Source organism: Reyranella sp., assembly GCF_036558665.1.
Classification (GTDB): Bacteria; Pseudomonadota; Alphaproteobacteria; order Reyranellales; family Reyranellaceae; genus Reyranella.
This window is the reverse complement of record NZ_DATBFE010000185.1, coordinates 58,517-81,899: the sequence shown is the minus strand read 5'-3', so window position 1 is coordinate 81,899 and position 23,383 is coordinate 58,517. Positions and strand designations below refer to the sequence as shown.

The 23,383-nt window shown below is 66.2% G+C and carries 20 protein-coding genes; 8 read left to right on the top strand and 12 right to left on the bottom strand.

Annotated features, from left to right (window positions below):
• Positions 1-31: 31 nt before the first annotated feature.
• Positions 32-1,477 (bottom strand): hydroxymethylglutaryl-CoA synthase family protein, encoded by a 1,446-nt coding sequence (locus VH499_RS25930; RefSeq protein ID WP_332055671.1) that lies wholly within the window; start codon positions 1,475-1,477, stop codon positions 32-34.
• A gap of 123 nt (positions 1,478-1,600) precedes the next feature.
• On the bottom strand, positions 1,601-2,443 hold the full coding sequence (locus tag VH499_RS25925) for an NUDIX hydrolase (protein WP_332055670.1): 843 nt from the start codon (positions 2,441-2,443) through the stop codon (positions 1,601-1,603).
• 86 nt (positions 2,444-2,529) lie between these two features.
• Between VH499_RS25925 and VH499_RS25920 the strand changes: the two genes are divergently transcribed.
• Positions 2,530-3,102: an HdeD family acid-resistance protein gene (locus tag VH499_RS25920; protein ID WP_332055669.1), complete on the top strand. Its 573-nt coding sequence runs from the start codon at positions 2,530-2,532 to the stop codon at positions 3,100-3,102.
• Between the two features lie 3 nt (positions 3,103-3,105).
• Here the strand turns inward: VH499_RS25920 and VH499_RS25915 are convergent, their stop codons facing one another.
• The 3 genes from VH499_RS25915 to VH499_RS25905 all read right to left on the bottom strand — a co-directional run bounded on the left by VH499_RS25915 (position 3,106) and on the right by VH499_RS25905 (position 6,145).
• Positions 3,106-4,215, bottom strand: a complete 1,110-nt coding sequence (locus VH499_RS25915; protein ID WP_332055668.1) for an FUSC family protein — start codon at positions 4,213-4,215, stop codon at positions 3,106-3,108.
• 43 nt (positions 4,216-4,258) lie between these two features.
• Positions 4,259-5,284, bottom strand: a complete 1,026-nt coding sequence (locus tag VH499_RS25910; RefSeq protein ID WP_332055667.1) for an NADP-dependent oxidoreductase — start codon at positions 5,282-5,284, stop codon at positions 4,259-4,261.
• A 117-nt stretch (positions 5,285-5,401) separates the two neighbouring features.
• Complete coding sequence (locus VH499_RS25905) at positions 5,402-6,145, bottom strand: SDR family NAD(P)-dependent oxidoreductase (protein ID WP_332055666.1); 744 nt, start codon at positions 6,143-6,145, stop codon at positions 5,402-5,404.
• Between the two features lie 91 nt (positions 6,146-6,236).
• On the opposite strand from VH499_RS25905, the gene VH499_RS25900 reads away from it, so the two are divergent.
• The 3 genes from VH499_RS25900 to VH499_RS25890 all read left to right on the top strand — a co-directional run bounded on the left by VH499_RS25900 (position 6,237) and on the right by VH499_RS25890 (position 8,805).
• Positions 6,237-6,728, top strand: coding sequence for a thioesterase family protein (locus tag VH499_RS25900; RefSeq protein WP_332055665.1), 492 nt, complete (start codon positions 6,237-6,239; stop codon positions 6,726-6,728).
• Positions 6,729-6,736: 8 nt separating this feature from the next.
• Positions 6,737-7,252 carry a thioesterase family protein gene (locus VH499_RS25895; protein WP_332055664.1) on the top strand — a complete coding sequence of 172 codons (516 nt, stop codon included), beginning with the start codon at positions 6,737-6,739 and terminating at the stop codon, positions 7,250-7,252.
• Between the two features lie 164 nt (positions 7,253-7,416).
• The gene (locus tag VH499_RS25890) at positions 7,417-8,805 is read left to right on the top strand and encodes an MFS transporter (protein ID WP_332055663.1); all 1,389 of its coding nucleotides are present in this window, start codon (positions 7,417-7,419) and stop codon (positions 8,803-8,805) included.
• Here the strand turns inward: VH499_RS25890 and VH499_RS25885 are convergent.
• From VH499_RS25885 to VH499_RS25870, 4 genes are all read right to left on the bottom strand, one after another.
• Positions 8,726-9,217, bottom strand: a complete 492-nt coding sequence (locus VH499_RS25885; protein ID WP_332055662.1) for a GNAT family N-acetyltransferase — start codon at positions 9,215-9,217, stop codon at positions 8,726-8,728. The genes VH499_RS25890 and VH499_RS25885 overlap by 80 nt on opposite strands.
• A complete protein-coding gene (locus VH499_RS25880) occupies positions 9,207-9,968 on the bottom strand; it encodes a glucose 1-dehydrogenase (RefSeq protein ID WP_332055661.1) in 762 nt (253 codons plus the stop codon). Before VH499_RS25880 ends, VH499_RS25885 begins: the two co-directional genes overlap by 11 nt.
• Positions 9,965-10,921, bottom strand: coding sequence for an MBL fold metallo-hydrolase (locus VH499_RS25875; RefSeq protein ID WP_332055660.1), 957 nt, complete (start codon positions 10,919-10,921; stop codon positions 9,965-9,967). The genes VH499_RS25880 and VH499_RS25875 overlap by 4 nt, the downstream gene beginning before the upstream one ends.
• A gap of 168 nt (positions 10,922-11,089) precedes the next feature.
• On the bottom strand, positions 11,090-12,082 hold the full coding sequence (locus tag VH499_RS25870; protein WP_332055659.1) for a S1C family serine protease: 993 nt from the start codon (positions 12,080-12,082) through the stop codon (positions 11,090-11,092).
• 86 nt (positions 12,083-12,168) lie between these two features.
• Between VH499_RS25870 and VH499_RS25865 the strand changes: the two genes are divergently transcribed.
• On the top strand, positions 12,169-14,469 hold the full coding sequence (locus VH499_RS25865) for an ATP-dependent helicase (RefSeq protein WP_332055658.1): 2,301 nt from the start codon (positions 12,169-12,171) through the stop codon (positions 14,467-14,469).
• Entirely contained in the window at positions 14,466-15,317 is an 852-nt protein-coding gene (locus tag VH499_RS25860) for a 50S ribosomal protein L11 methyltransferase (protein WP_332055657.1), read from the top strand. Before VH499_RS25865 ends, VH499_RS25860 begins: the two co-directional genes overlap by 4 nt.
• Positions 15,318-15,432: 115 nt before the next feature.
• Here VH499_RS25860 and VH499_RS25855 read toward each other — a convergent pair whose 3' ends face one another.
• On the bottom strand, positions 15,433-15,774 hold the full coding sequence (locus tag VH499_RS25855) for a DUF1127 domain-containing protein (protein ID WP_332055656.1): 342 nt from the start codon (positions 15,772-15,774) through the stop codon (positions 15,433-15,435).
• 214 nt (positions 15,775-15,988) lie between these two features.
• Between VH499_RS25855 and VH499_RS25850 the strand changes: the two genes are divergently transcribed.
• Together VH499_RS25850 and VH499_RS25845 are read left to right on the top strand one after the other, a co-directional pair.
• Positions 15,989-17,998: an aminopeptidase P family protein gene (locus tag VH499_RS25850; RefSeq protein ID WP_332055655.1), complete on the top strand. Its 2,010-nt coding sequence runs from the start codon at positions 15,989-15,991 to the stop codon at positions 17,996-17,998.
• A gap of 117 nt (positions 17,999-18,115) precedes the next feature.
• Entirely contained in the window at positions 18,116-19,348 is a 1,233-nt protein-coding gene (locus VH499_RS25845; RefSeq protein ID WP_332055654.1) for a threonine synthase, read from the top strand.
• Positions 19,349-19,382: 34 nt separating this feature from the next.
• On the opposite strand, the gene ligA is transcribed toward VH499_RS25845, so the two are convergent.
• Together ligA and recN are read right to left on the bottom strand one after the other, a co-directional pair.
• On the bottom strand, positions 19,383-21,539 hold the full coding sequence (gene ligA / locus VH499_RS25840; RefSeq protein ID WP_332055653.1) for an NAD-dependent DNA ligase LigA: 2,157 nt from the start codon (positions 21,537-21,539) through the stop codon (positions 19,383-19,385).
• Between the two features lie 161 nt (positions 21,540-21,700).
• Positions 21,701-23,383, bottom strand: coding sequence for a DNA repair protein RecN (recN, locus tag VH499_RS25835; protein WP_332055652.1), 1,683 nt, complete (start codon positions 23,381-23,383; stop codon positions 21,701-21,703).

The window sequence follows — 23,383 nt, the reverse complement described above, 5'->3', positions numbered from 1 at the left end:
GAACTCTAAGACGAAAGCAGGAGGAAAGCGATCAGACCGGTGCCGCCTTCCAGAAATAGCGCTTGAAGCCTCCGCGCATCGTGTCGTTATCGCGGATGCGAAAGGTCATGCGCATCTTGGTGCCGACCTTCACCTGTTCTTTGTCGCTGTCCGTGAAGTCGGCCATGAAGCGGCCGCCCTCGGGGAAGGTGATCATGCCGTAGTAGGCCGGCGGATCGGGCGAGTAGGTAAGCGAGTCGGCGGTGAACGACATCACCGACGCCTCGAGGCCCGCCATCGCGTAGGGCTCCTGGCTGTCGACCGCATGGCAGTTTGGATTGACGCAGACTTGGCTGCGCGGGAACTGGACCGTGCCGCAGACCTTGCACTTGCCGCCGACCAGCCCATAGATCATGTCGCGCTTGCGCCACAGGACCGAGAGAGCGGTCTTCTTGTCGAACTCCGCGCGCATGCCCTTCTCGATCGGCAGCATCTCGTTGAAGGCGAGGAACTTCATGTAGTTCTTCTCCTCCTTGCGCCGCGCCATCCAACCCGACAGGCCCTTGCGCTTGGGCAGCCTGGCGTTCTCCTCGGTGACCTCGAACACCAGCACGTCGACCCCCTGACCGAAGGCCACGACCATGATCCTGTTGCCGGCCTTCGCCGTCTCCAGCGCATCGACCAGCATGACCAGCGCGTGGGCTGCGCCGGTGTCCCCGAGGTTGGCGCCCAAAAGGTCGCGCACCGCGCCCTCGCCGATACCGCAGATCTTGGCCATCTGCTTGGGCACCGCCGGCATCAGGCTCGGCATGATGAAATGGGTGACGTCGCTGCCCTTCAGCTTGCACGCCGCGAGCGCTGCCTTGATCGCCGGCGGGACGATCTTCGAATAGCCCTCGTCGCGAATCCAGCGCTCTTCCCAGCCGTAGTCGAACTCGGACTCCTCGCCGCGGAAATGATCCACGAAATCCATCGATACGGAGTGATGCCCGACGAGCTTCGCGATCACGTTCTCGGTGCCGCATAGCAGTGCAGCCGCGCCGTCGCCGTAGTTCAGCTCGTTGGAGGAAGCGACCTTGGTCAGGCGCTTGTCGGCCGCCGCGACCAGCGCCGGGCCGCCGCCGTTCTTCGAGGCATTGAGCCCGGCGATCAGCGCCGACGTGCCCGCTTTCTGCGAACCGCCAACGTCCGACGCCAGCAGGTTCTGCTCGATCGACAGCGCCGTGCCGACGACGCCGGCATTCTGGCGATCCTTGAAGGGATGCGTGGTCGAGGCGAAGTAGAGCGAGCGCACGTCCTCGGCCTTGTGACTGCTCAGGCAATCGCGCGAGGCCTCGACCGCCATGGTGATGGAGTCTTCGTCCCAGTTGGCCATCGAGCGTTCGCCCTTGGCCAGTCCGCGCAAGCCGCCGGCAAACCATTTGTTGGCGTCATACACCGCCTGGCGGCTGAGGCGCAGGCGCGGCACATAGGCTCCGTAGGCCACGATTCCGACCATTCTCGTCGTCCCTCCAGCAGGCCGGCCGAGGAAGCCGGCTCATGAACGCGTGTTCATTGGCTCTTAGCGCGACGGCCCGGCAGGCGCGAGCCGGATTTGGACATGGCTGCCCCGACGACGAAACTATCTTCCGGCCTGCGAAACACTTGCCATGGACGGCATCTCACGCACCAGATTGCGATAGCCCGCCCCTTCGGGAATATGCAGGAAACGTTTGCCCTCGCGGGTTTCGACCCAAGGCTGCACCGTGACGATCTTGCGCTCGGTCGCCTGCGAAATCGCGCCGACGACCGTGCCGCCCTCGGCCAACAGCTCGAGGTTCTTGTGCGTGGCGTGGACCAGCGTCCGCTTCCCCGCCTTCGCCTCGTCGATCGCCTGCTCCGCGCCGATCCAGACCGAGTCCACCGACTCCGAACCGTCATGCAGCGCGACCTGGTCTTCCGGTGCCTCGGCCAGGAAGAACCAGGTGTCGAAGCGCTTGGGCGCAAAGGTGGGCGTGATCCAATGGGCGAACGGCGTCATGAGGTCGGTCGCAAGCTCGAGGTTCTCGGCTTCCACGAGATCGACGATGCTCGCCTCGTCCTTGGCGAGCTTGGTCCGCCAGCGCCGCTCGATGGCCTCGAGATCGCCGGCGCCAACCAGCGCGCGCTGATCAGGCTTGCGAGCGAGCAGGATACCGCATTCCTCGAAGGCTTCGCGGACACCGGCGATCCGGAACTTCAGTTCTTCGTCGCCGAGCCTGTCGGAGCCGCCGCAGCGGGCACGCAAGCGCGGATCGCCGTCAGCCTCCTCCAGCTTGCCGCCGGGGAAGACCAGGGCGCCGGAGAACGAATCGATCTGGTGATGGCGAACCACCATGAATACCTCGAGCGGTGAGGCAGCGTTGCCGGTCTCCGACGGCCGCACCAGCAGGACTGTCGTGGCAGGACGCGGTGGCGGAGATTCCTTGCGGAGCGTATCCTTCATGGTGTCATTGTCACACAGCCGGTGGAACTGTGCCATCGGCGCAGGGATAGACGTCGTGCGGCCAGTTCCGCACTGAGGAGGCGACCATGGCGACAGCGGACAATGTTGGCCCCCATAGCCTGGGCGAGGGAATGCGCGCGCTGCGCGACAAGTGGGGCTGGATCGTGGCGTTTGGCGTGATCGCGCTGATCGCGGGCATCGTCGCGCTGGGCAGCGTCGTCGCCGCGACCGCCTCGGCCGTCATCATCGTCGGTGTGATGATGCTGCTGGTCGGCGTCGTCGAGATCATCTCCGCCTTCAGCGTGCGCAGCTGGGGACGCTTCGCCTTCTGGCTGCTGCTGGGCATTCTCTATGTCGTCGCCGGCTTCATCTGCCTGCAGAATCCGTTCGCCGCCGCCACGATCCTGACCTTGATACTGGGTATCGCCCTGATCGTGTCGGGCATCCTGCGCGTCTTTCTGGCGACTCAGATGAAGCATGGCACGCCGTGGGGCTGGGTCGTGTTCTCGGGCCTCATCAGTTTCTTCCTAGGCCTGATCATCGTGGCGCACTGGCCGGTCTCGAGCTTCTACGTGCTCGGCATGTTCCTCGGCATCGACCTCATCTTCATCGGCAGCGGCTGGATCGCTATGGGCCTAGCGCTGAAGCGACGCGCCTGACATTCACTCTGACGCGGGCTCTTCGACGCCGGGGCTGGTCGCTCGTGGCGCCGCCCGCGACGGCGCGATGACGTGCCATGCCATCAGCACCGGCTCCATCAGCGCACCGCCGACCAGGATGCCGATCAGGCGATGCAGGCCGGGATCGATCGCGGCGGCGGCATAACTGTCCGGCACCAGGGTCACGAGGATCGCCAGCGTGAACTGCGTGCCGGCATAGGCGACAGGACCGCGACCATTCTCGATATATCGCCCCACCATGACGCCGAGCGCCGTGGCGGCGATCAGGAGGGGCGCGTTGCCGTGCGCCAAAAACAAGATCAGCGCCGCCACTGCGCCGCCCACCAGGCAACCGGCCACGCGGTGAAGCACACGCCTGGTAACAAGGCCCAGCCCGCCCACGCGCAGGCTCGATACCGGCACCAGCATCACCGCCATGATCGTGATGGCGCTTTGCGCGAGATCGGAAATCCCGAACAGCCCCCACAGCGGCGGCAGCAAGGCGAGCGCCATGGCGCCCTGTGCGGCATGGCGTGCCGCACCCGGATGCCAGCCCAGGCTTGACGCCGGCGGCACCGGTGGCGCGGGCCAGCGCCGCCGCGCCGTGAGCGTCGAAGCCATGCTCACCAGCACGCAGGCGATCGTGCCGGCGATCACCTCCAGCACGCGCGTTTCGGCTAAATCCACCAGCGCGACGGCCGGACGTGCGAGCTGGTCGAGCAGCACCATCTCGAAGGTGAGCCCGACGAACAGCCAGGCGTAGGCCCTGCGGCCGGCAAGCGCGCCATAGAGCGTCACGCCGCCGATTGCGGCGCCCACGAGCGACGCCGCCGCCAGCGACGGCAACAGGATCGGGACCAGCAACAGCGCCAATCCTGCACCGACGACCGTGCCGGCGATTCGCAGCACGCCGCGCAGAAAGCTCTGCGAGACATGGCCACGCATCACCATGTAGCCCGAGAAGGCGGCCCACGAGACGTTGCGGACGTCCAGCGCATGGGCGAACACGATCGCCAGCAGCACCGATGCCACGCACTCGAGCTCGTCGACCAGCCTCGGTCCGGGCTCGATGAAGGCCTTCGCTTCCTGGCTGACGCGCGTTGCGAAATCCATGTGCGAGCAAGGATATCTCGCTCCTGCAGCCACGCCTACGTGGTTACTTCCGCGTCGGATCCTCCGACACCTGGACCAGGAGCTTGCCGAAGTTCCGGCCTTTGAGCAGGCCGATGAAAGCCTCGGGCGCCTTCTCGATGCCGTGCACGATGTCCTCGCGGTACTTGATCTTGCCCGCCTTCACCGCTGGCGGCACTTCCTTGCGGAAGCCGTCCATCTCGCCGAAGTGATCGGACACGATGAAGCCTGTCACGGTGGCGCGCTTGATCAGCAGCAGCCGCCAGTCCGGGCCAGGCGACATCTCCGTGGCGTTGTACTGCGAGATCAGGCCGCACAACGGTACGCGCGCGAAGTCGTTGAGCTGCGGCACGACCGCCGCCTGCACCGCGCCGCCGACATTCTCGAAATACACGTCGATGCCCTTCGGCGCCGCGGCGCGCAGCTCCTTGAAGAGATCGTTGCCCGCGGCACGATAGTCGACACAGGCGTCGAAGCCGAGTTCCTTCATGACGTAGTCGCACTTGGCCCCGCCGCCGGCGATGCCGACCGCGCGGCAGCCGTGCAACTTCGCGAGCTGGCCGACCACCGAGCCCACGGCGCCCGAAGCCGCCGAGACCACGACCGTCTCGCCGGCTTTGGGCTTGCCGATCTGCATCAGCCCCCACCAGGCGGTCATGCCGGGCATCCCCAACACCGACAGAGCCGTCGAAAGCGGGGCCGCCTTCGGATCGAGCTTCATGGCGCCTTCGCCCTTCGATGCGGCGTAGCTCTGCCAGCCCGACTGCTCGACCACGAAGTCGCCTTCCCTGAAGTTCGCGGCCCTCGACTTGACCACCTGCCCGACGGTGCCGCCGACCATCGGGTCGCCGAGCTTGACGTTGGCCGCATAGCCGCGTGCCTCCGACATGCGGCCGCGCATGTATGGGTCGAGCGACAGCCAGATCGTGCGCGAAAGATACTCGCCCTCCTTCGGCTCGGGGATCGGCGATTCGACGACGTCGAAATTCGCGGCCGTCGGCTCTCCCTGCGGGTGTGACTTCAGCAAGACGCGGCGGTTGGATGCGGGCATCAGGGCCTCCAGTTTGATGGCATTGTTAGCACGAATCGAAAGATCCCTTGCTGCGCTCGCGATGACACGACATCGTCGACTCGAGGACCGCGTCATCCCGAGGTGCAGCCGAGGGATCTAGAACGGCTCCTTGTACGGCCGCAGATCGATCTCGTGGCTCCACGCGCTGCGCTGCTGGCAATGAAGATGCCAGTAGTTGTCGACGATCGCATCGACCTTGAGAAGGCCATTGGCGCCGGCCTTGTCGGCGCGGTCGGGCATGCGCGCGAGAAGCCTGTCGCCTTCGATGCCGCCGTCGATGATGACATGGGCGATGTGCAGGCCCAGTGGGCCGAACTCGCGCGCCAGCGACTGCACGAAGAGCCGCAAGCCACCCTTGGTGGCGTTGAAGGCGGCGAAGCGCGGCCGGCCGCGCAGCGAGCCCGAGGCACCAGTGAAGAGCACCGTGCCGCGCCCCAGCGGTGCGAGACGGCGGACGGCCTCGCGGCCGAACAGGAAGCCCGCGAAACAGCCGACGCGCCAGGAGTCCTCGAAATGCTGCGCCGTCATCTCTCTCACATCGACCGCCGCATTGTTGCCCATGTTGAACACGAAGAGGTCCGCCGGCGTCCCATCGGCATCGTCGGCCATCGCGCGATCGAAGAGCCTGACGACCTGATCCTCCTTGGTACCGTCGATCGTCACGGCCGAAGCCGAACCGCCTTCCTTGGCGATGACGTCGACCACCTTGTCGACCTTGGCCGTCGTTCGGCCCGCCACCAGCACGTGATGGCCCTCCTTCGCGAATCGTCGGCTCGCCGCGCCGCCGATGCCGCGCACGGCGCCGACACCCAGGATCACCGCCTTTGGCTTCTTGGCCATGTCCACTCCTCGGCAAAAGACTGTTGCGGAACTTGCGACGGAGGGGCCCGCTTCGCTACGGTCCGCGCGCATGAAATTAGCTCCGTACCCCATGATCGAACTCGATCTCGGCGCGCCGCTCGATATCCATCGCGCCAGAGTCCTGCCCGAATGGACCGACTGGAACGGCCACATGAACGTGGGCTTCTACGTCGTGGCCTTCGACAAGGCGACCGATACGCTCTGCAACCAGCTCGGCGTCGGCTGGGAATATACGCGCGACAAGATTGGCATGACGTTTGTGCTGGAGGCGCACGTCACCTATGACCGTGAGGTGAAGGAAGGCGATCCGCTGCGTATCACCACACAAATCCTCGACCACGACGCCAAGCGCCTGCACTACATCCACATGATGTATCATGCCGATCAGGGCTTCCTCGCCGCTACCAACGAGCTGATGCTGATGAACATCGACTACGCGACGCGGCGCTCGGCGCCATGGCCGGACTGGGCGATGGCGCGCATCGAGAAGCTCGTCGCCCTCCACGCCAGGCTGCCACGGCCGCCGCAGGCCGGCCGCCTCATCGGCATCAAGAAGAAGTAAGGGATACCATGCTCGTCACCCTGCCTTACGAAATGCCGGACTTGGTCACGCGGGCCCCGCTCGATATTCACTGCTCGACCGTGCTTTCCGAATGGGTGGACTGGAACGGCCACATGAACGTCGCATTCTATGTCGCGGCCTTCGATCAGGCGTCGGGTGCCTTCATGCGTAACATGGGGCTCGGCCGGAATTACGTCGACAACAAGCTCGGCATGACCTTCGTGCTGGAGACGCATGTCACATACGACCGCGAGATGAAAGGCAGCGCGCCGATGCGCTTCACGACGCAGTTGCTCGATCGCGACGCCAAGCGGGTCCATCTCTTCCACGAGATGTACCACGGGGAGCAAGGCTACCTCGCCGCGACCAACGAGGTGATCGTGATGAACATCGACTACGCCTCCCGCCGTTCCACGCCGTGGCCGATGCAGGCGGCCGAGCGGCTGGAGGCGATCTGGGACGAGCACAAGCGGCTACCTCGCCCTGCCAACGCCGGGCGAGTGATGGGGCTGGGGAAGAGATAGAACTCTGCACTACTTGCAAGATCTCTCGCCTTCGGCTCGGGATGACACCGTCTTCTTGTGTCGTCCCCGAGCGCAGTGAGGGATCTCTCATCGGCGTGCGCAATCCTCCGATGCTTCGTTCCTTTCCGAAGCATCGTGCAAGCAAGTCGTGCGTTGTTTGGCGCGTGAACCGCGATCGGCATCCCCTCACTCTCGCGACGCTCTGCCTCGCCGTCCTGGTGGCGCAGCTCGACACGGCCGTCGTCAATCTGGCGACGCGGCCGATCGGCGAGCATTTCCAGGCCGGCGTCGATGCCCTGCAATGGGTACTCGACAGCTACAATCTGGTCTATGCGGTACTGCTCCTGACCGGCGGCCTGCTGGCCGATCTCTACGGACGGCGGCGTGTCTTCATGGTGGGGCTCGCCATCTTCGTCGCCGCGTCGCTGGTTTGCGCGATCGCGCCCAGTATCTCAGTGCTGATCGCGGGCCGTGCCGGCACCGGTCTCGGCGCCGCGCTGCTGGTGCCGGCGTCGCTCGCCATCATCCGCATGGCCTGGCGCGACGAGGCCGAGCGCGGCCGCGCGCTCGGCGTATGGGCGGCGTGCAACGGGCTTGCCATGGCCATCGGCCCGACGCTAGGCGGGCTCCTTATCCATACCTTCGGCTGGCGCAGCATCTTCCTGGTCGTGATTCCGTTCGGCGTCGCGGCCTTTATGCTCGCGCCGCGTGCGGTCGAAGAATCGGCCAATCCGCACGGTCGCAGTCTCGATGCGACGGCGCAGGCGCTGGGCGCGGTGGCGCTCGGTGGCCTTGCACTTGCGGCCATCGAATCGCGCGGCCGTCCGGCGGTGGCGGCGATCGCCTTCCTTGCCGCCCTGGTGGCACTGGTCCTGTTCCTCCGCGTCGAGCATCGGCAGGGCGATGCCGCGCTCGTGCCGCTCGACATCTTCCGCACGGATGCTTTTCGCGGCGCCATTGCCGCCACGGCGGCCATGACCTTCGGCATGTACGGCGTGCTGTTCCTCGTGCCCCTCACCTGGCAGAGCGCAGGCACGCTCTCGGCAACGCAAGCCGGACTCGCCCTGATGCCAATGGCACTGGCGTTCGTGCTGCTGTCGCCTCTCTCGGGACGGCTGACGGAGAAGGTCGGGCTGCGCGGGATGACCTCCGGGGGCGTGGCGCTCATCGGCGGCGGCCTGCTGGTGATCGCCCTTGGCGCCGACCGCGCCTCCATCGTCGTCGACGAGATCGGGCTCGTGCTGACGGGCCTCGGCATGGGCATTGCCACTGGCCCCCTGATGGCTGCGGCCGTCGGTACGGTTGGACGTGCGCGCTCGGGCACGGCCTCGGCGCTGATCAACGTCGCGCGCATGGCGGGCGCAACGATCGGCGTCGCCGTGCTGGGCGCGGCCTATGCGCTGGCAGATGGTGGTGCCGATGGCCTGCGCCTGGCGATGTTCGCGGGCGGCGCCGTGCAGCTGGCAGGAGCGGCTACCGCCTCGATAGCGATGCGAGAGCGGCGAGCGCCTCGCCGCTCAGCCGGTAGGGCAGCCAGGTCCGGATCCATTTGAAGCCGATCCTCTCGTAGAAGCCGCGTGCCGGATTCCAGTCGAGCACGTTGAGGTCGATGCGCTTGAAACCCTTGGCGACACACTCCTGCGCCAGTGCCACCATCAACGCACGTGCGACACCGCCACGCCGCTCCTTCGGCACGACCCAGATGTCTTCGACGAAGATGCCGCGCGCCGCGGTCCAGACCGAGTAGTTGAAGGTGTAGAGCGCGAAGCCCACCGGCTCACCGGCTCGCTCGGCGATCAGGGCAGCGAATTGCGGGTGCTTGCCGAAGCCGTCGCGCGCCAGCGTCTGCGGCGTCGAGCTGACGGCGTCGGGCTCGTCCTCGAAGGTCGCGAGATCGAGCGAGAAGCGGTGCAGGAGCTCGACATCGTCAACTGTCGCGGCGCGAACCACGATCTCAGACGCCAAGATAGCCTCCGTCGACCGGCAGGATTGCGCCGGTGATGTAGCTCGCGGCATCAGAGCAGAGGAATACGACCGGCCCGACCAGCTCTTCCGGTTGACCGACACGCTTCATCGGCACATGGGCAAGGAAGGCCTCGAGACGCCTGGGATCGGCGCGCGTCGCTTCGCTCATGGCGGTGGCGATGATGCCGGGTGCCAGCGCATTCACGCGCACGCCATCAGGTGCCAGTTCCGAGGCGAGCACGCGCGTGAACTGGGCCAGCGCTCCCTTGGAGACCGGATAGGCGCCGCTGCCGGCTGGCGCCGTGAAGGAGTTGATGGAGGCGATATTCACGATGCTTCCGCGCGTGCGCTGGAGTTGCTCGACGAATGCCATGGTGACATTGAACGCCCCCTCCACGTTCACCGCCATGGTCCTGTCCCAGCGCTCGCGGGCGTCCGCGTCGACGAGGTTGCCGCGCAGGAAAATGCCGGCATTGTTGACCAGAATACGGATCGGACCGACCAGCAACGACACGTCCTGCGCGAGCTTGCGGCAGCCGTCATCGTCGGTGACGTCGAGCATGAAACCACGCGCCTTGCCGCCCTCCTTGACGATTGAATCGGCGATGGCCCGCGCGGCGCTGCGATCGATGTCCGTCACGATCACCTCCGCCCCCGCCGCCGCCAGACCGCGCGCGATCGCCGCTCCGTTGCCGCGGCCCGCGCCAGTCACCAGCGCCAGGCGTCCGGCCAGCACGTCCTTGGCTATCATGGCGCCGGCTCCAGCAATCCCCATGTTTCGAGGTCGCGCTCGGCGGTCCAGAGTCGAGGGTGATCGAGGCCCTTGGCCTCGTCATAGGCGCGCGAGACGCTGAACGGGAGGCCGTGGTCGAACAGCGTCCAGTTGCCGTAGCGCGGCTGCAACCTGGCTGCCGCCTTGTCGTAGGCCTGCTTCACCGTCTCGCCCGCCTCGGACGCCGCGGTCGCGATCGCATACAGCTCGTCGAGGAAAGCCTGCGTGCCCGCGAGACCCTCCTCGATCCCTTCCGACCCGACCAGGGCGTCGCCGCGGCCGGGCAGCAGCGCTTCCGGACGAAGGTCACGCAGCTTTTGCAGCGTTGCCGGCCAGTCCTTGAAGTGCCCGTCACCGGCATATGGCGCCGCCCGGGACCCCACGAGGTCGCCGCTGAACAGCGTACGTTCCTCGGGCAGCCAGACGACGGTGTCGCCCTTGGTATGGCCGCGGCCGGCATGAATGATCTCGATCTGCAGCTTGCCCAGCCAGATCGTCAAGCGCTCGGCGAAGGTCATGGTCGGCATGGTCAGCCCGGGAATGGTGTCGGCGGCCTGGAACAGGCGCGGGAAGCGCTGCAACTCTGACTTGTAGTCGTGCGCGCCGCGCTCCACGATCATTTCGCGCGTCGCCTCGCTGCAGATGACGTGCTCGGCGGCATAGGCCGAGGCGCCGAGGGTGCGCACGGCATGATAATGCGAGAGAACGACATAGCGGATCGGCTTGTCGGTCACGCTCCTCACCTTCTCGATTACCGCTTGCGCCGCCTTGGGCGTGGCCTGCGCGTCGATCACCATCACCGCATTGTCGCCGACCACGACGCCGCTGTTGGGATCCCCCTCCGCCGTGAAGGCATAGGCATGCTCGGACAGGCGGCTGAAGGTGACGTTCTTGTCCGCCATGTCCGCCTGCGAGGCGAAGGCTTTGGCCATCGGCTTGTTCTCCCGCACGCTCCTGCGTTGCGGCGAAAATTAGCCCGCATTGCCATTTCGTGTCATCCCGCGCGCTCGTGTCATCCGTAGCGCAGCGAGGAAATCTTTTAGCGGCGTCGCAAAGGTCGCTCGCCTTCGGCTCGGGATGAGACAAGTCGCGACAAACAATCAGCCCGAGCCATACTTGTGGTAGCTCGAGCGATCGCCGGTACGGACGGTAACCTCGAAAGAGTCGTTGTCGCGTTCCATGCGCAGCGTAACCGGCGTCCCGGCCGGCCCGCTTGCCCAGAGCTTGCGGTAGAAATCGGCCACGTCGTCCAGCACCTCGCCATCGAGCGCCTGCAGAAAGTCCCCACGCTTCAGCCCGGCACGGTCGGCGGGGCCACCATCGAAAATGCCACCGACGACGAGCTGCCCCATGTGCTCAATCGTGTAGAGCCCGAGCCACGGCCTGGGCGGGGTCGACAGCCGTCCCTTCTCCACCAGCTCCCGGAAGATCGGCTTCAGCCGGTTGATCGGCACGTACATGTTGCCGGGAAAGGCCGGCGAGCCGGGGCCGAGCGCCTCCTGCACCAATAGCGAGCCGATGCCGAGCAGCGTGCCGTCCAGGCCCATCAGCGCCGAACCGCCCCACAGCGGATAGGCGGGCACGGTGAAGATCGCGTTGTCGAGCAGATATTCCCAGTAGCCGGCGAACTCACGCCGCCCGGCCACCTTGACCTTGAGCGTCGCCTTCTCGCCGCCCACGCCCGCGACGTAGGCTTCGCTGCGCAGCAGCAGCTGATCGGAGTCGCCGAACGGCATCGGCTTGACCGGCGGCGCCACCGTCGCACGCACGAGGCCGAAGCCGCTTTCGTAGTCGTAGCCCACGAGGGTCGCCGGATATTCCTGGCCATCGCCGTCCTTGATGGTGATGGTGTCGGCCTCCGTGATCAGATAGCCGATCGTCACAATGAGGCCTTCATCATCTATCACGACGCCATGGCCCTCGCGCTCCGAGCCGAGATGCTGGACCGAGCGCCGGGTCTCGGGAATGGTCGTGTGCAGGCCGACCACGGCCGGCAGGCCGTCGACCACATCGGACGGCAGGTTGCTCTCGTTTCCCGGCGTCCGGGCTTCGACACTACCCTGAGCGCCGAGCCAGCGACTCGAGCCGTTCATGGATCCGTTCAACCCTCGGGCCATTTCCACCTCCGAGTCCCGCTGGAAAGATAGGCGTCCGCGCCGACGATTGCTATATGAGGGTGATGGCGCCCCCCGCCGACCCGTTTGAAATCACAGACGACCCCGTCCCCGCTCCCGAGCTGCCGGCGCGGCGCGCTGTCGCGTCGATGGTGCACCTGGAGGGGCTGAACGAGGAGCAGCGCAAGGCCGTCATGCACGAGGATGGCCCGCTGTTGGTACTTGCCGGAGCCGGAACCGGCAAGACGCGCGTGCTCACGACGCGGATCGCTCACCTCTTGATCGCGGGCCGCACGCGTCCATCGCAGGTCCTCGCCGTCACTTTCACCAACAAGGCCGCGCGCGAGATGCTCGACCGCGTGGCCCAGCTCATCGGCGGCGCTGCCGACGGCATGTGGCTCGGCACGTTCCATTCCGTCGGCGTGCGCATTTTGCGGCGCCATGCCGAGCTGGTGGGACTGAGGAGCAATTTCACCATCCTCGACACCGACGACCAGGCGCGGCTCATCAGGCAGCTCCTGCAGGTCGAAGGGATCGACGACAAGAAGTGGCCGGCGCGTGTGCTCTCGAGCATCATCCAGCGCTGGAAGGACCGCGCGCTCACGCCCGACAAGGTGACGGCCGACGATGCCGGCGAGTTCGCGAACGGCCGCGCCACCGACATCTACCGGCAGTACCAGGCCCGGCTCGCCGAGGTGAACGCCGTCGATTTCGGCGATCTCGTGATGCTCTGCGTCGGCCTGTGGCAGCGGCATCCCGACGTGCTGGAGCAGTATCACCGCCGCTTCCGCCATATCCTGGTCGATGAGTACCAGGACACCAACGTCGCTCAGTATCTTTGGCTGCGCCTGCTCGCGCAGGGCACGCGCGACGTCTGCTGCGTCGGTGACGACGACCAGTCGATCTACGGCTGGCGCGGCGCCGAGGTCGGCAACATCCTGCGCTTCGAGCGGGATTTTCCCGGTGCCGAGATCGTGCGGCTGGAGCGCAACTACCGCTCGACGCCCCATATTCTTGCCGCCGCCTCCCATCTGATCTCACACAACGAGGGCCGGCTCGGAAAGACACTGTGGACGGATCTCAAGGAAGGCGAGCGCATCTCGCTGCGCGGCGTATGGGATGGCGATGAGGAGGCGCGCTCCATTGGCGAGGAAATCGAGGCGCTGCAGCGCGACAGGCATCCGCTGGGCCAGATCGCCATCCTGGTACGCGCGGGGTTCCAGACCCGCGAGTTCGAGGAGCGGTTCATCACTCTGGGCCTGCCCTATCGGGTGATAGGCGGTCCACGCTTCTACGAGCGCCAGGAGATCCGCGATGCGCTGGCCTATTGCCGCGTCACGGTCCAGGCCGACGATGATCTCGCGTTCGAGCGCATCTACAACACGCCGCGCAGGGGGTTGGGAGAGTCGGCACTGCGGACGCTGAGGCTTATCCAGCGCGCGCAGAAGATCTCGCTGTTCGAGGCAGCGCGCCGCGCGCTCGAGACCGACGAGCTCAAGGCGCGGCCGCGCAAGGTGCTGGGCGATCTGATCAGAAGCTTCGAGCGCTGGCGCGACATGCTGGACGGAATGAATCATGTCGAGGTTGTCGAGACCATGCTCGACGAATGCGGCTACACCGACATGCTGCGCGCCGACCGCTCGCCCGAGGCCGAGGGGCGGCTCGAGAACCTGAAGGAGCTCACCAACGCCCTGCAGGAGTTCGACACGCTCCCCGCCTTCCTCGAGCACGTGGCGCTTCTCACCGACAATGCCGAGAAGTCGGGCGGCGACATGGTGAGCGTCATGACGCTGCATGCTGCCAAGGGCCTGGAGTTCGACACCGTCTTCCTGCCGGGCTGGGAGGAAGGCCTGTTTCCCAACCAGCGGGCCCTCGACGACAAGGGAGTGGCCGGCCTCGAGGAGGAGCGACGGCTGGCCTATGTCGGGCTGACGCGTGCGCGCAGGCGGGCCTATGTCTCCTTCGCCGCCAATCGGCGTGTCTTCAACCAATGGCAGGCTGCCATTCCCTCGCGTTTCCTGCGCGAGCTGCCGACCGACCAGCTTGCCGAGAGTAGCGATGCCGGCCTCTATGCCACCTACTCGGCAGGCCATCATGCCGGCCTGCGCGACCAGGCGAGCGGCTTCGACTATGAGAGCCTCGCCGTCACCGGGATGGGGCGGCCACGCACACGCTGGCGCGACGAGACGTTCGACGATCGGCGCGCCGTCGAGGGGGACAAGCCTGATCTCAGTATCGGCCAGCGCGTGTTCCACCAGAAGTTCGGCTATGGCCGCATTCTCGCCGTCGACGGCAACAAGCTCGACATCGAATTCGAGAAGGCCGGCCCCAAGAAGGTCCTCGACAGCTTCATCGAGGCGGCGTGAACGCCTGGAAGGCCTGGTTCGACGTCCCTGCCGCCGAACGGCTGGAGCGCGAGCAGGCGCTTGAGCCGCTTTCGGAGGATGGATTCGTCGTCTCGAGCCGTGAGCTTTCGCGTGACGGGCCATGGCGTATCGAGATCTTCGGCCACGGCGACAGGCACAAGGTCGAAGCGACGGTGGATGGCCTATGGTCCTGGGAAGAGCTGCCGGAAGTCGACTGGGTGGCCGAGAACCAGCGTTCGTTCCAACCCTTTGCCGTCGGTCCCTTCTGGGTGCACCCCTCGCACGTTGCCAGCGGAATGCCGGCCGGGCTGCTGCCGCTTCGCATCGACGCCGGCCTCGCCTTCGGCACGGGCACGCACGCCACGACCCGCGGCTGTCTGGAGATGCTGGCCACGCTCGATCCTGTCGAGACCGTCAATCCGGTCGATGTCGGTTGCGGCAGCGGCATTCTCGCGATCGCGATGGCCAGGCTTTGGCAGCGGCCGGTGCTGGGTGGGGACAGCGATCGCGAAGCGGTCGCTGTCGCACATGACAACGCCGTTCTGAATGGCGTCGCCTCGCTATGCCGCTTCCACGAATCGACCGGTCTCGATGCCGCTGCGCTCGCCGCAGCCGCGCCCTATGACCTGATCGTTGCCAATATCCTGGCCGGCCCCCTGGTAGAACTCTCGAGGTCGTTCAGCGCTGCCGTGCGGCCGGGCGGTCGCGTCCTCCTGAGTGGCCTGCTGGTCGAGCAGGCCGAGGACCTCCTCGCCGCCTATGGTCGAAATGCCTTCGTGTTCGAGCGCTCTCTCGATTTGGAAACCGGCGGCGCGTGGTGGCGCACTGTCCTGCTGCGCAAGCCCTGACCTTCCGTCTGTCTGCACGATCCGGGCAAAAGAAAAGGGCCGGCAATTGCCGGCCCTTCCTACTCTACGCTTTACGCTACGCTACACGTCATATGGTGTCGCCGGCCTCGTCGCGTTAGGCCGCGATATGACGCAGGTTCTCATTCGCTGCGCGCGCGGCGGCGGTCGTGCTGCCGATCATCGGTGCCTCGCCCGTGACCGCCTCGTCGTTGGCGCGGCGGACCGCAAACGGAATGTCTCCGCGGCTGAGGCCGACGTCGGCGAGTTCACGGTCGGTCATGCGGAAAAGTTGGGCTTCCGCCGCCCGCAGCCGGAAGTCCGCCTTGACCGCGGAAATCAGGTCCCTGAATGGCGTGCGAATCCACTGAAAGAGGCCAAACCTGTTGGATACGTTTCCCCCGGCCGGCGTAGTTTCGCTGGTCAGATTCTGAAGCGTCTGAATCGGCTGGGACATCATGAGTTTCTCCTTCCATTGTGCGACGCAATGTATTTATGCTGCGCCGCACGGTGCGCAATATAGGTCCTTGAGTTATCAGGGCAAAATACGAGCCGCATGGCTCTGCTATGCACTTCGTGCATAGGGCTATTAATTGGGCATTTCGCGCCTGCGAAGTGGGCAAATATCACCCGGTTTGCCTCATCCCGAGGCCACGCGTAGGGTCGGCCGCATCATGAGTTCAGCGCCTGACGACGTTCTTCAGCTTTTGCGGCAACGAGGCCGAGCGCCCGAGCCGGCCGACCTGGAAGCCTTGATGCGCGGTGTGGCTGCCGCACCCGAGGGACTGGCTGGTCCGGAGTGGGTCGAGCTGATCGATCCAGAGGCCGGCGCCGAGCTCACGCGGGCGCTGGCCGCCTGGCGCGCCGAGCTGGCCGGCGACGACGGAGGACTCCACGTATCGCCGGCCCCACCCGAGCGTCTGGCGGCGTTGCGCGCCGAGCTGAAGCGACGCGGCCTCGACGGCTTCGTCGTGCCGCGCGCCGACGAGCATCAGGGCGAGTATGTGCCGCCTCGCGCACAGCGGCTGGCCTGGCTCACGGGCTTTGCCGGCTCCGCTGGGCTTGCCATCGTACTGGCCGACCGCGCCGCAATCTTCGTCGACGGCCGCTATACGCTGGCGGTGCGCGGCCAGGTCGATACGGAGGCCTTCACGCCCTATCAGATCCCCGAGCAGCCACCTGAAGCGTGGATTGCCGAGCATCTGCCAAAGGGCAGCAAGCTAGGCTTCGATCCATGGCTCCAGACTGTCGATGGTTACGAGAGGTTCGCGCGTGCCGCCGCTCGTGCCGGCGGCAGCTTCGTGCCGGTGGAACAGAACCCGATCGACGCCGTGTGGCATGACCGACCTCCCGCGCCGCTCGCTCCGGTCGTGCCGCACGCCGAGGAATTCACGGGCGAAAACAGTGCGGCAAGGCGCAAGCGTATCGCCGAGACTGTCGCCGCCCGCGGCGCCGACGTCGCTTTGCTGACGGCGCCCGATTCGATTGCATGGCTACTGAACGTGCGCGGCGGTGATGTGCCACGCACCCCTTTCCCACTCGGTTTTGCCCTGCTGCACAGTGACGGCCACGTCGATCTCTTCATGGATCGCCGCAAAGTCCCGGCGCGCACGATAGCCTGGCTCGGCAATTCGGTGACATTGGCGCCACCTGAGGAGCTCGGCCCCGCGCTCGACACGCTGGGCCGGATGGGCAAGCGCGTGCTGATCGAAACCGCGACCGCTCCCTGGTGGGCCGCCACGCGCCTCCAGGCGGCAGGCGTGAGCCTGGTGCGCGATGCCGATCCAGTAGCGCTTCCCAAGGCTTGCAAGAATGAGGTCGAGCTGGACGGAATCCGTGCCGCTCATCGCCGCGACGGCGCTGCCGTAAGCCGGTTCCTCGCCTGGCTCGCCCGCGAATCGAAGAGCGGCACCTTGCGCGAGATCGAGGCGTCCAACCGGCTGCAGAAGATGCGGCAGGAGACCGGCAAGCTGCGCGACCTTTCCTTCGACACCATCTCCGGCGCGGGACCGAACGGCGCCATCGTCCACTATCATGCCTCGAAGGCAACCGAACGCACACTCGAACCGGGCTCGCTCTACCTCGTCGATTCGGGCGGCCAGTATCGTGACGGCACCACCGACATCACGCGCACCGTCGGCATCGGAGCGCCGAGCGCGGAAATGCGCGACCGCTTCACGCGCGTCCTCAAGGGTCATATTGCACTGGCCATGGCCCGTTTCCCGGTGGGCACCACCGGCTCGCAGCTCGATTCGCTTGCACGCTATGCGCTCTGGCAGGCCGGCCTCGACTACGACCACGGCACCGGCCACGGCGTCGGAGCCTATCTCGCGGTGCACGAGGGGCCGCAACGGATTTCCAAGGTCGCGAGTACGGTTGCCTTGCAGTCAGGCATGATCGTCAGCAACGAACCGGGTTACTACAAGGCCGGCGCCTACGGCATCCGTATCGAGAACCTGCTTGTAGTGCGCGAAGCCAGGATCGAAGGCGCCGACCGGCGCTACCTCGAATTCGAGACACTGACACTGGCGCCGATCGACCTCAACTGCATCGAGCCACCCCTCCTCACCGACCCCGAGCGCGGCTGGCTCAACGCCTACCATCGCCGCGTCCACGACACGATCGCGCCCCAGGTCGATGAGGCCACGCGTGCCTGGCTGGGCGAGGCGACGCGCGCGATTTAGCGACTGCTGAAGATTCCCGGCTGCGCTCGGATTGACGCAAAGGGACCGTGTCCTCCCGAGGCGGAGCCGAGAGATCTCTTTTGTTCCACATTCTTGCTCAAGCGAAGAAAGCGAGACATGACGACCTTTCCAGATCTGCCGACTTTCGTGACCCATCTCGAATGCGCGATGACCGGTGAGAAGCTGCCCGCGGACGCGCCACACAATCTGTCACCGGCCGGCTATCCGATCCTGGTGCGCTACGATCTCGCTGGCGTCAAAAAGGCCCTGACAAAGAGGAAGCTTGCCGGCCGTTCGCCGGATTGGTGGCGCTACCGCGAATTGTTGCCCGTACGCAGAGCCGAAAATATCGTGTCTCTCGGAGAGGTGATGACGCCTCTCATTTCGACGCCGCGCTTTGCCAGATCGCTGGGCACCTCCGGCGAGGTCATTGTCAAGGACGAGGGGCGCCTGCCGACAGGGTCGTTCAAGGCGCGCGGACTGGCGTTGGCCGTGTGCATGGCCAAGGAGTTCGGCATTCGCAAGATGGCAATGCCGACCAACGGCAACGCCGGCGCGGCCCTTGCCGCCTATGCCAGTCGCGCCGGCATCGAGACGGTGGTGTTCTGTCCGGACGACACGCCGGTCGTGAACGTCAACGAGATCGCCGAATGCGGCGCGCGCGTCTACAAGGTCAACGGGCTTATCAACGACTGCGGCAAACTGGTTGGCGCTGGTGCCGCCGAAGCGGGATGGTTCGATACCTCGACCCTCAAGGAGCCCTACCGGATCGAGGGCAAGAAGACCATGGGACTGGAGCTGGCCGAGCAGCTCGGCTGGCAATTGCCCGACGCGATCCTCTATCCGACGGGTGGCGGGACCGGGCTCATCGGGATGTGGAAGGCCTTCGCCGAGCTGGAAGCGATCGGCTTCATCGGCAAGAAGCGTCCGAAGATGATTGCCGTCCAGGCGGCGGGCTGCGCGCCGATCGTTCGCGCCTTCGAAAGCAACAGCCGTCACGCCGAGCTCTGGAAGGATGCCCACACCGTGGCGGCCGGGATCCGCGTGCCCGTCGCGATCGGCGACTTTCTCATCCTCGATGCCGTGCGCGAGTCAGGCGGTTTCGCGATCGCCGTCGAGGACAGCGCAATTTCATCGACGCTCGACGAGATCGCGCGGCTTGATGGTGTCCTGCTCTGCCCCGAGGGCGCGGCGACCGCTGCCGCCTACAAGCAGGCGCTCGCCGATGGCCGCATCAAGAAGACCGACAATGTCGTGCTGTTCAACTGCGCGACCGGGCTCAAGTACCCGATGGCCGACGGCGGCCGCCCTCTCGACCGCAACGGCCCCCTCGACTTCGCATTGCTTTAGCGAATCGACCCCCTCCCCATACGGATGGGGAAGCTCATGAAGAGAGCGCCACCCACTCCTCTTCGGTGAGCGTCTTGACGCCAAGCTCCACCGCCTTGCGGGCCTTGGAGCCGGCGTTTTCGCCTACCACGACGAGGCTGGTCTTCTTGGAGACCGAGTCGGTGACCTTGGCGCCCAGCTCCTCGGCTCGGGTCTTGGCAGCTTCGCGGGTCATGACGGAAAGCTCGCCGGTGAAGACCACGATCTTGTCCTTGAGCGGCGCGTCGGCGGCGATCACGCGGCGCGTCACGCCCTCCACGGTGAGCTGCTTGCGCAGGTCGCGGATGATCTCGACGGTATGCAGTTCGTTGAAGAAGCTGCACATGGCATCCGCCGTCGTGATGCCAATCTGCTCGATGTTGCAGAGCCGGCCGTAGCTCGTTCCTACTTCGGCCGCAGCCTGCTCCTTTTTGACCTCGCCCGGCGTCTTTTTGCGCTCCTTGGCCGCCGCCAGCATCTCGCCAAACCAAACGTCCACGTCTCCGTACTCCTGGGCCAGGATCTTGGCCGTGGCTTCCCCGATCAGCGGGATGCCGATCGAGTTGATGAAGCGGTCGAGCGAGATGGTGCGCCGCCCCTCGATGGCGTTGACCAGGTTGCGCACCGAGATTTCGCCCCAGCCTTCGCGCCTGCGGATCTCGTCGGCCCGCCTGGGCAGGCGGAAGATGTCGCCGGGGATCTTCAGCAGCCCGTCGTTGAAGAAGTTCTCGATGTGCGTGCCGCCCAGCCCCTCGATGTCGAAGCAGTTGCGCGACACGAAGTAGCGCAGCCGCTCGACCTGCTGGAACGGGCATTCGAGCGCGCCACTGCAGCGCCGCACCACGCCGCCCTCCTCGCTCTTCACCTCGGTCCTGAGCGGACAGGGGCAGCGCGTGGGGAAGCGGAACCTCTCGGTCCTCCTCGGCCGCTCCTCGGGCACGTAGCCCAGCACCTGAGGGATCACGTCGCCGGCTCGCTGTACCACCACCATGTCGCCCACGCGCACGTCGAGCCGCTCGATCTCGTCGGCATTGTGCAGCGTGGCGCGTGCCACGATGACGCCGCCGACATTGACCGGTTCGAGCTCGGCGACGGGGGTCAACGCACCGGTACGTCCGACCTGGATCAGGATGCCGTTCAGCCGCGTGCGCGCCTGCTCGGCCGGGAACTTGTGCGCGATCGCCCAACGCGGCGCGCGACTCACGAAGCCCAGCCGTTCCTGCCAATCGATGCGGTCGACCTTGTAGACCACACCGTCTATGTCGTAGGGCAGCGACGGGCGCTCAACGCCCATCTGGCAGTAGAAGGCACGCACCTCGTCGGGCGTGCGGCAGAGCTGCGACAGCGGATTCACCCGAAAGCCCCAGCCCTTCAGGAGCTTGAGATAATCGCTGTGCGTCTTCCAGGAGCGTGGCTCGGCCTCGCCCCAGGCATAGGCGAAAAAGCGCAGCGGCCGGGTCGCGGTGATCGCAGGATCGAGCTGGCGCAGCGATCCGGCAGCGGCGTTGCGCGGATTGGCGAAGGTTTTCTCGCCCGCCGCCTCCTGGCGCCTGTTCATCGCCTGGAAGGCACGGCGCTCCATATAGACCTCGCCGCGCACGTCGAGGATCCTCGGCGCCTTGCCTTTCAGCTTGTGAGGAATGTCCTCCACCGTCTTGAGGTTGGCCGTGACATCCTCGCCGGTCGTGCCGTCACCGCGGGTGGCGCCGATCGTGAACTCACCATCGAGATAGCGCAGGCTGATCGACAATCCGTCGATCTTGGGCTCGCAATTGAACGCGATCTCGTCGTCCGGCTTGAGGTCGGTCTCGCGCTCCAGGCCGCGCCGCACCCGGTCGAAAAAGCCCTGCAGCTCTTCGTCGGTGAAGGCGTTGTCGAGCGATAACATCGGTCGCGCGTGGCGGACCTTGGCGAAGGCGGTGGTCGGTGTCGGCGCGACGCGCTGCGAGGGGCTTTCCTTGTCGGCGAGTTGGGGGAAGCGCGCCTCGATTGCCCGGAGCCGCTGACGCAGCTTGTCGTACTCCGCGTCCGAGATCTCCGGTGCGTCCTTCTGGTGATAAAGCTCGTCGTGACGGGCAATCTCGCCGGCGAGACGCCTGTGCTCCACGCGCGCCTGGCGTTCGGTCATCGCCTCGACCGCCAGGCCGGCCTTGAACTTCACGGCACGCGACATGGTCTTCTCCTGGTTGGCCTCGCGCCCCTAAGTGCCGATTTCATCGCGAGATCCGGTGTCGTCCCGAACGAAGTGAGGGATCCTTCGTTAGGTTGGTCAAAGATCCCTCGCTGCGCTCGGGATAACACAGCCGGCTCCAAGTGATACGGCGTAGGGAACGCTCATCGGGCGGCTGCCAGCAAGCGGTCGGCGGCGGCGCGGGCTTCGGCCGTCACCTCGGCACCCGCGAGCATACGCGCAATCTCCTCGCGGCGGCCCTTGGCGTCGAGCGCGAGCACGTCGGTACTTGCGGCGTTCTTCGTAGTGGTCTTGCGGATCAGCCAATGCCGGTCGGCCACTGCGGCAACCTGGGGCGAATGGGTAACCACCAGCACCTGCACCTCCCTGGCGAGCCGCTTCAGCCGCTCGCCGACCGCCGCCGCGGTTGCGCCGCCGATACCCGAGTCGACCTCATCAAACACGATGGTCGCCGCCTCGCTGCCCTTGGCCAGGCAAACTTTGACCGCCAGCAGGAAGCGCGACAGCTCGCCGCCCGAGGCGATCCTGGCGATCGGCGCCGGTGGCGTGCCGGGATTGGTGGCGACGGTGAACTGGACGTGACTGGTGCCCGCCTCGGACCAGTCCTCTTCGGGCAAGGCCGTGATTTCCGTCACGAACTTCGCCTTCTCGAGCTTCAGTGGCCCAAGTTCCGCCGCAACCACCTTGTCGAGTCGTGCCGCGCCCTTGCGTCGCGCCGCGGCCTGTGCTTCGGCCGTCGCGACATAGGCGGCGCGCGCCGCCTTGGCCGTTGCCTCGAGCTTCCTGAGACTGGCCTCACCGTCGTCGAGCGCGCCGAGCTGTGCCGCCATCTTCTCCGCAAGCGGCGCGAGATCGTCAACTGTCACATTGTGCTTGCGGGCAGCCGCCCTGAGCGCAAACAGGCGCTCCTCGATCTTCTCCAGACGGTTGGGATCGAACTCCAGCGCATCGCGTGCGGTCTCCAGTTGGGCTTGCGCTTCCGTCGTCTCGCTGAGCGCCCGGTCGAGCGCGGCGAGCGATGAGTCGAGCCGACCCGCAGCCTTGTCGGCATTGCGCTCTACCAGCCGGTGCGCCGCCCGCAGGATCGCGACGGCGCCTCGCCCCTGCTCCAGCTCACCCAACGCCTGCGCCACCGCCTCGCCAATGGCGCTGCCGGCGCGCAGCAACTGCCGCTCGGCCGCGAGCCTCGCCTCGTCGTCGGCCTTTGGCGCCAGCGTCTCCAGCTCCTTGACGGCATGGCGCAAAAAGTCCTCGTCGCGACGAGCGGCGACGGCCGTCGCCTCGGCCTCGCCGCGCGCCTGCTCGGCGGCGCGCCATTCGCGCCAGGCGGCGCGCACCGCCTGCGCCTGCCTCTCGAGCCCGGCGAAGGCGTCCAAGGCGGCGCGATGGGTGGCGACATCGAGCAGACCGTGTTGTTCCATCTGGCCCTGGATCTCGACCAGCATCTCGCCCAGCCGTCGCAGCAGTCCGACCGACGCCGGCTGGTCGTTGACGAAGGCACGGCTGCGGCCATCGGCGCCGACCGTGCGACGCAAGGTGAGCACGTCTTCTTCGATGTCGAACCCTTGCTCGGCAAGGGTGTCACGTGCTGCGTGCGCCCTCGGCAAATCGAAGGCGGCGGCGACGGAAGCTTGCGTGGCACCGCGCCGTACCGTGCTTGACTCGGCGCGCGCACCGAGCGCGAGGCCGAGCGCGTCGATCAGGATCGATTTGCCCGCACCGGTCTCGCCGGTAAGTGCGCCCAGCCCGCGATCCGGACCGCGCGCGAAGGTGAGGTCGAGCTTTTCGATCAGGACGAAGTCGCGGATCGAAAGCGAGACAAGCAT

Excerpts from the sequence above, each read along its gene's own strand:
- VH499_RS25870 (WP_332055659.1), bottom strand. The coding sequence starts at position 12,082 with ATGAACGGCTCGAGTCGCTGGCTCGGCGCTCAGGGTAGTGTCGAAGCC.
- VH499_RS25900 (WP_332055665.1), top strand. The coding sequence starts at position 6,237 with ATGATCGAACTCGATCTCGGCGCGCCGCTCGATATCCATCGCGCCAGA.
- VH499_RS25855 (WP_332055656.1), bottom strand. The coding sequence starts at position 15,774 with ATGATGTCCCAGCCGATTCAGACGCTTCAGAATCTGACCAGCGAAACT.
- VH499_RS25850 (WP_332055655.1), top strand. The coding sequence starts at position 15,989 with ATGAGTTCAGCGCCTGACGACGTTCTTCAGCTTTTGCGGCAACGAGGC.
- VH499_RS25910 (WP_332055667.1), bottom strand. The coding sequence starts at position 5,284 with ATGCCCGCATCCAACCGCCGCGTCTTGCTGAAGTCACACCCGCAGGGA.
- VH499_RS25920 (WP_332055669.1), top strand. The coding sequence starts at position 2,530 with ATGGCGACAGCGGACAATGTTGGCCCCCATAGCCTGGGCGAGGGAATG.
- VH499_RS25845 (WP_332055654.1), top strand. The coding sequence starts at position 18,116 with ATGACGACCTTTCCAGATCTGCCGACTTTCGTGACCCATCTCGAATGC.
- recN (WP_332055652.1), bottom strand. The coding sequence starts at position 23,383 with ATGCTTGTCTCGCTTTCGATCCGCGACTTCGTCCTGATCGAAAAGCTC.
- VH499_RS25905 (WP_332055666.1), bottom strand. The coding sequence starts at position 6,145 with ATGGCCAAGAAGCCAAAGGCGGTGATCCTGGGTGTCGGCGCCGTGCGC.
- VH499_RS25930 (WP_332055671.1), bottom strand. The coding sequence starts at position 1,477 with ATGGTCGGAATCGTGGCCTACGGAGCCTATGTGCCGCGCCTGCGCCTC.
- VH499_RS25925 (WP_332055670.1), bottom strand. The coding sequence starts at position 2,443 with ATGAAGGATACGCTCCGCAAGGAATCTCCGCCACCGCGTCCTGCCACG.
- VH499_RS25915 (WP_332055668.1), bottom strand. The coding sequence starts at position 4,215 with ATGGATTTCGCAACGCGCGTCAGCCAGGAAGCGAAGGCCTTCATCGAG.
- VH499_RS25880 (WP_332055661.1), bottom strand. The coding sequence starts at position 9,968 with ATGATAGCCAAGGACGTGCTGGCCGGACGCCTGGCGCTGGTGACTGGC.
- VH499_RS25865 (WP_332055658.1), top strand. The coding sequence starts at position 12,169 with ATGGCGCCCCCCGCCGACCCGTTTGAAATCACAGACGACCCCGTCCCC.
- VH499_RS25875 (WP_332055660.1), bottom strand. The coding sequence starts at position 10,921 with ATGGCCAAAGCCTTCGCCTCGCAGGCGGACATGGCGGACAAGAACGTC.
- VH499_RS25895 (WP_332055664.1), top strand. The coding sequence starts at position 6,737 with ATGCTCGTCACCCTGCCTTACGAAATGCCGGACTTGGTCACGCGGGCC.
- ligA (WP_332055653.1), bottom strand. The coding sequence starts at position 21,539 with ATGTCGCGTGCCGTGAAGTTCAAGGCCGGCCTGGCGGTCGAGGCGATG.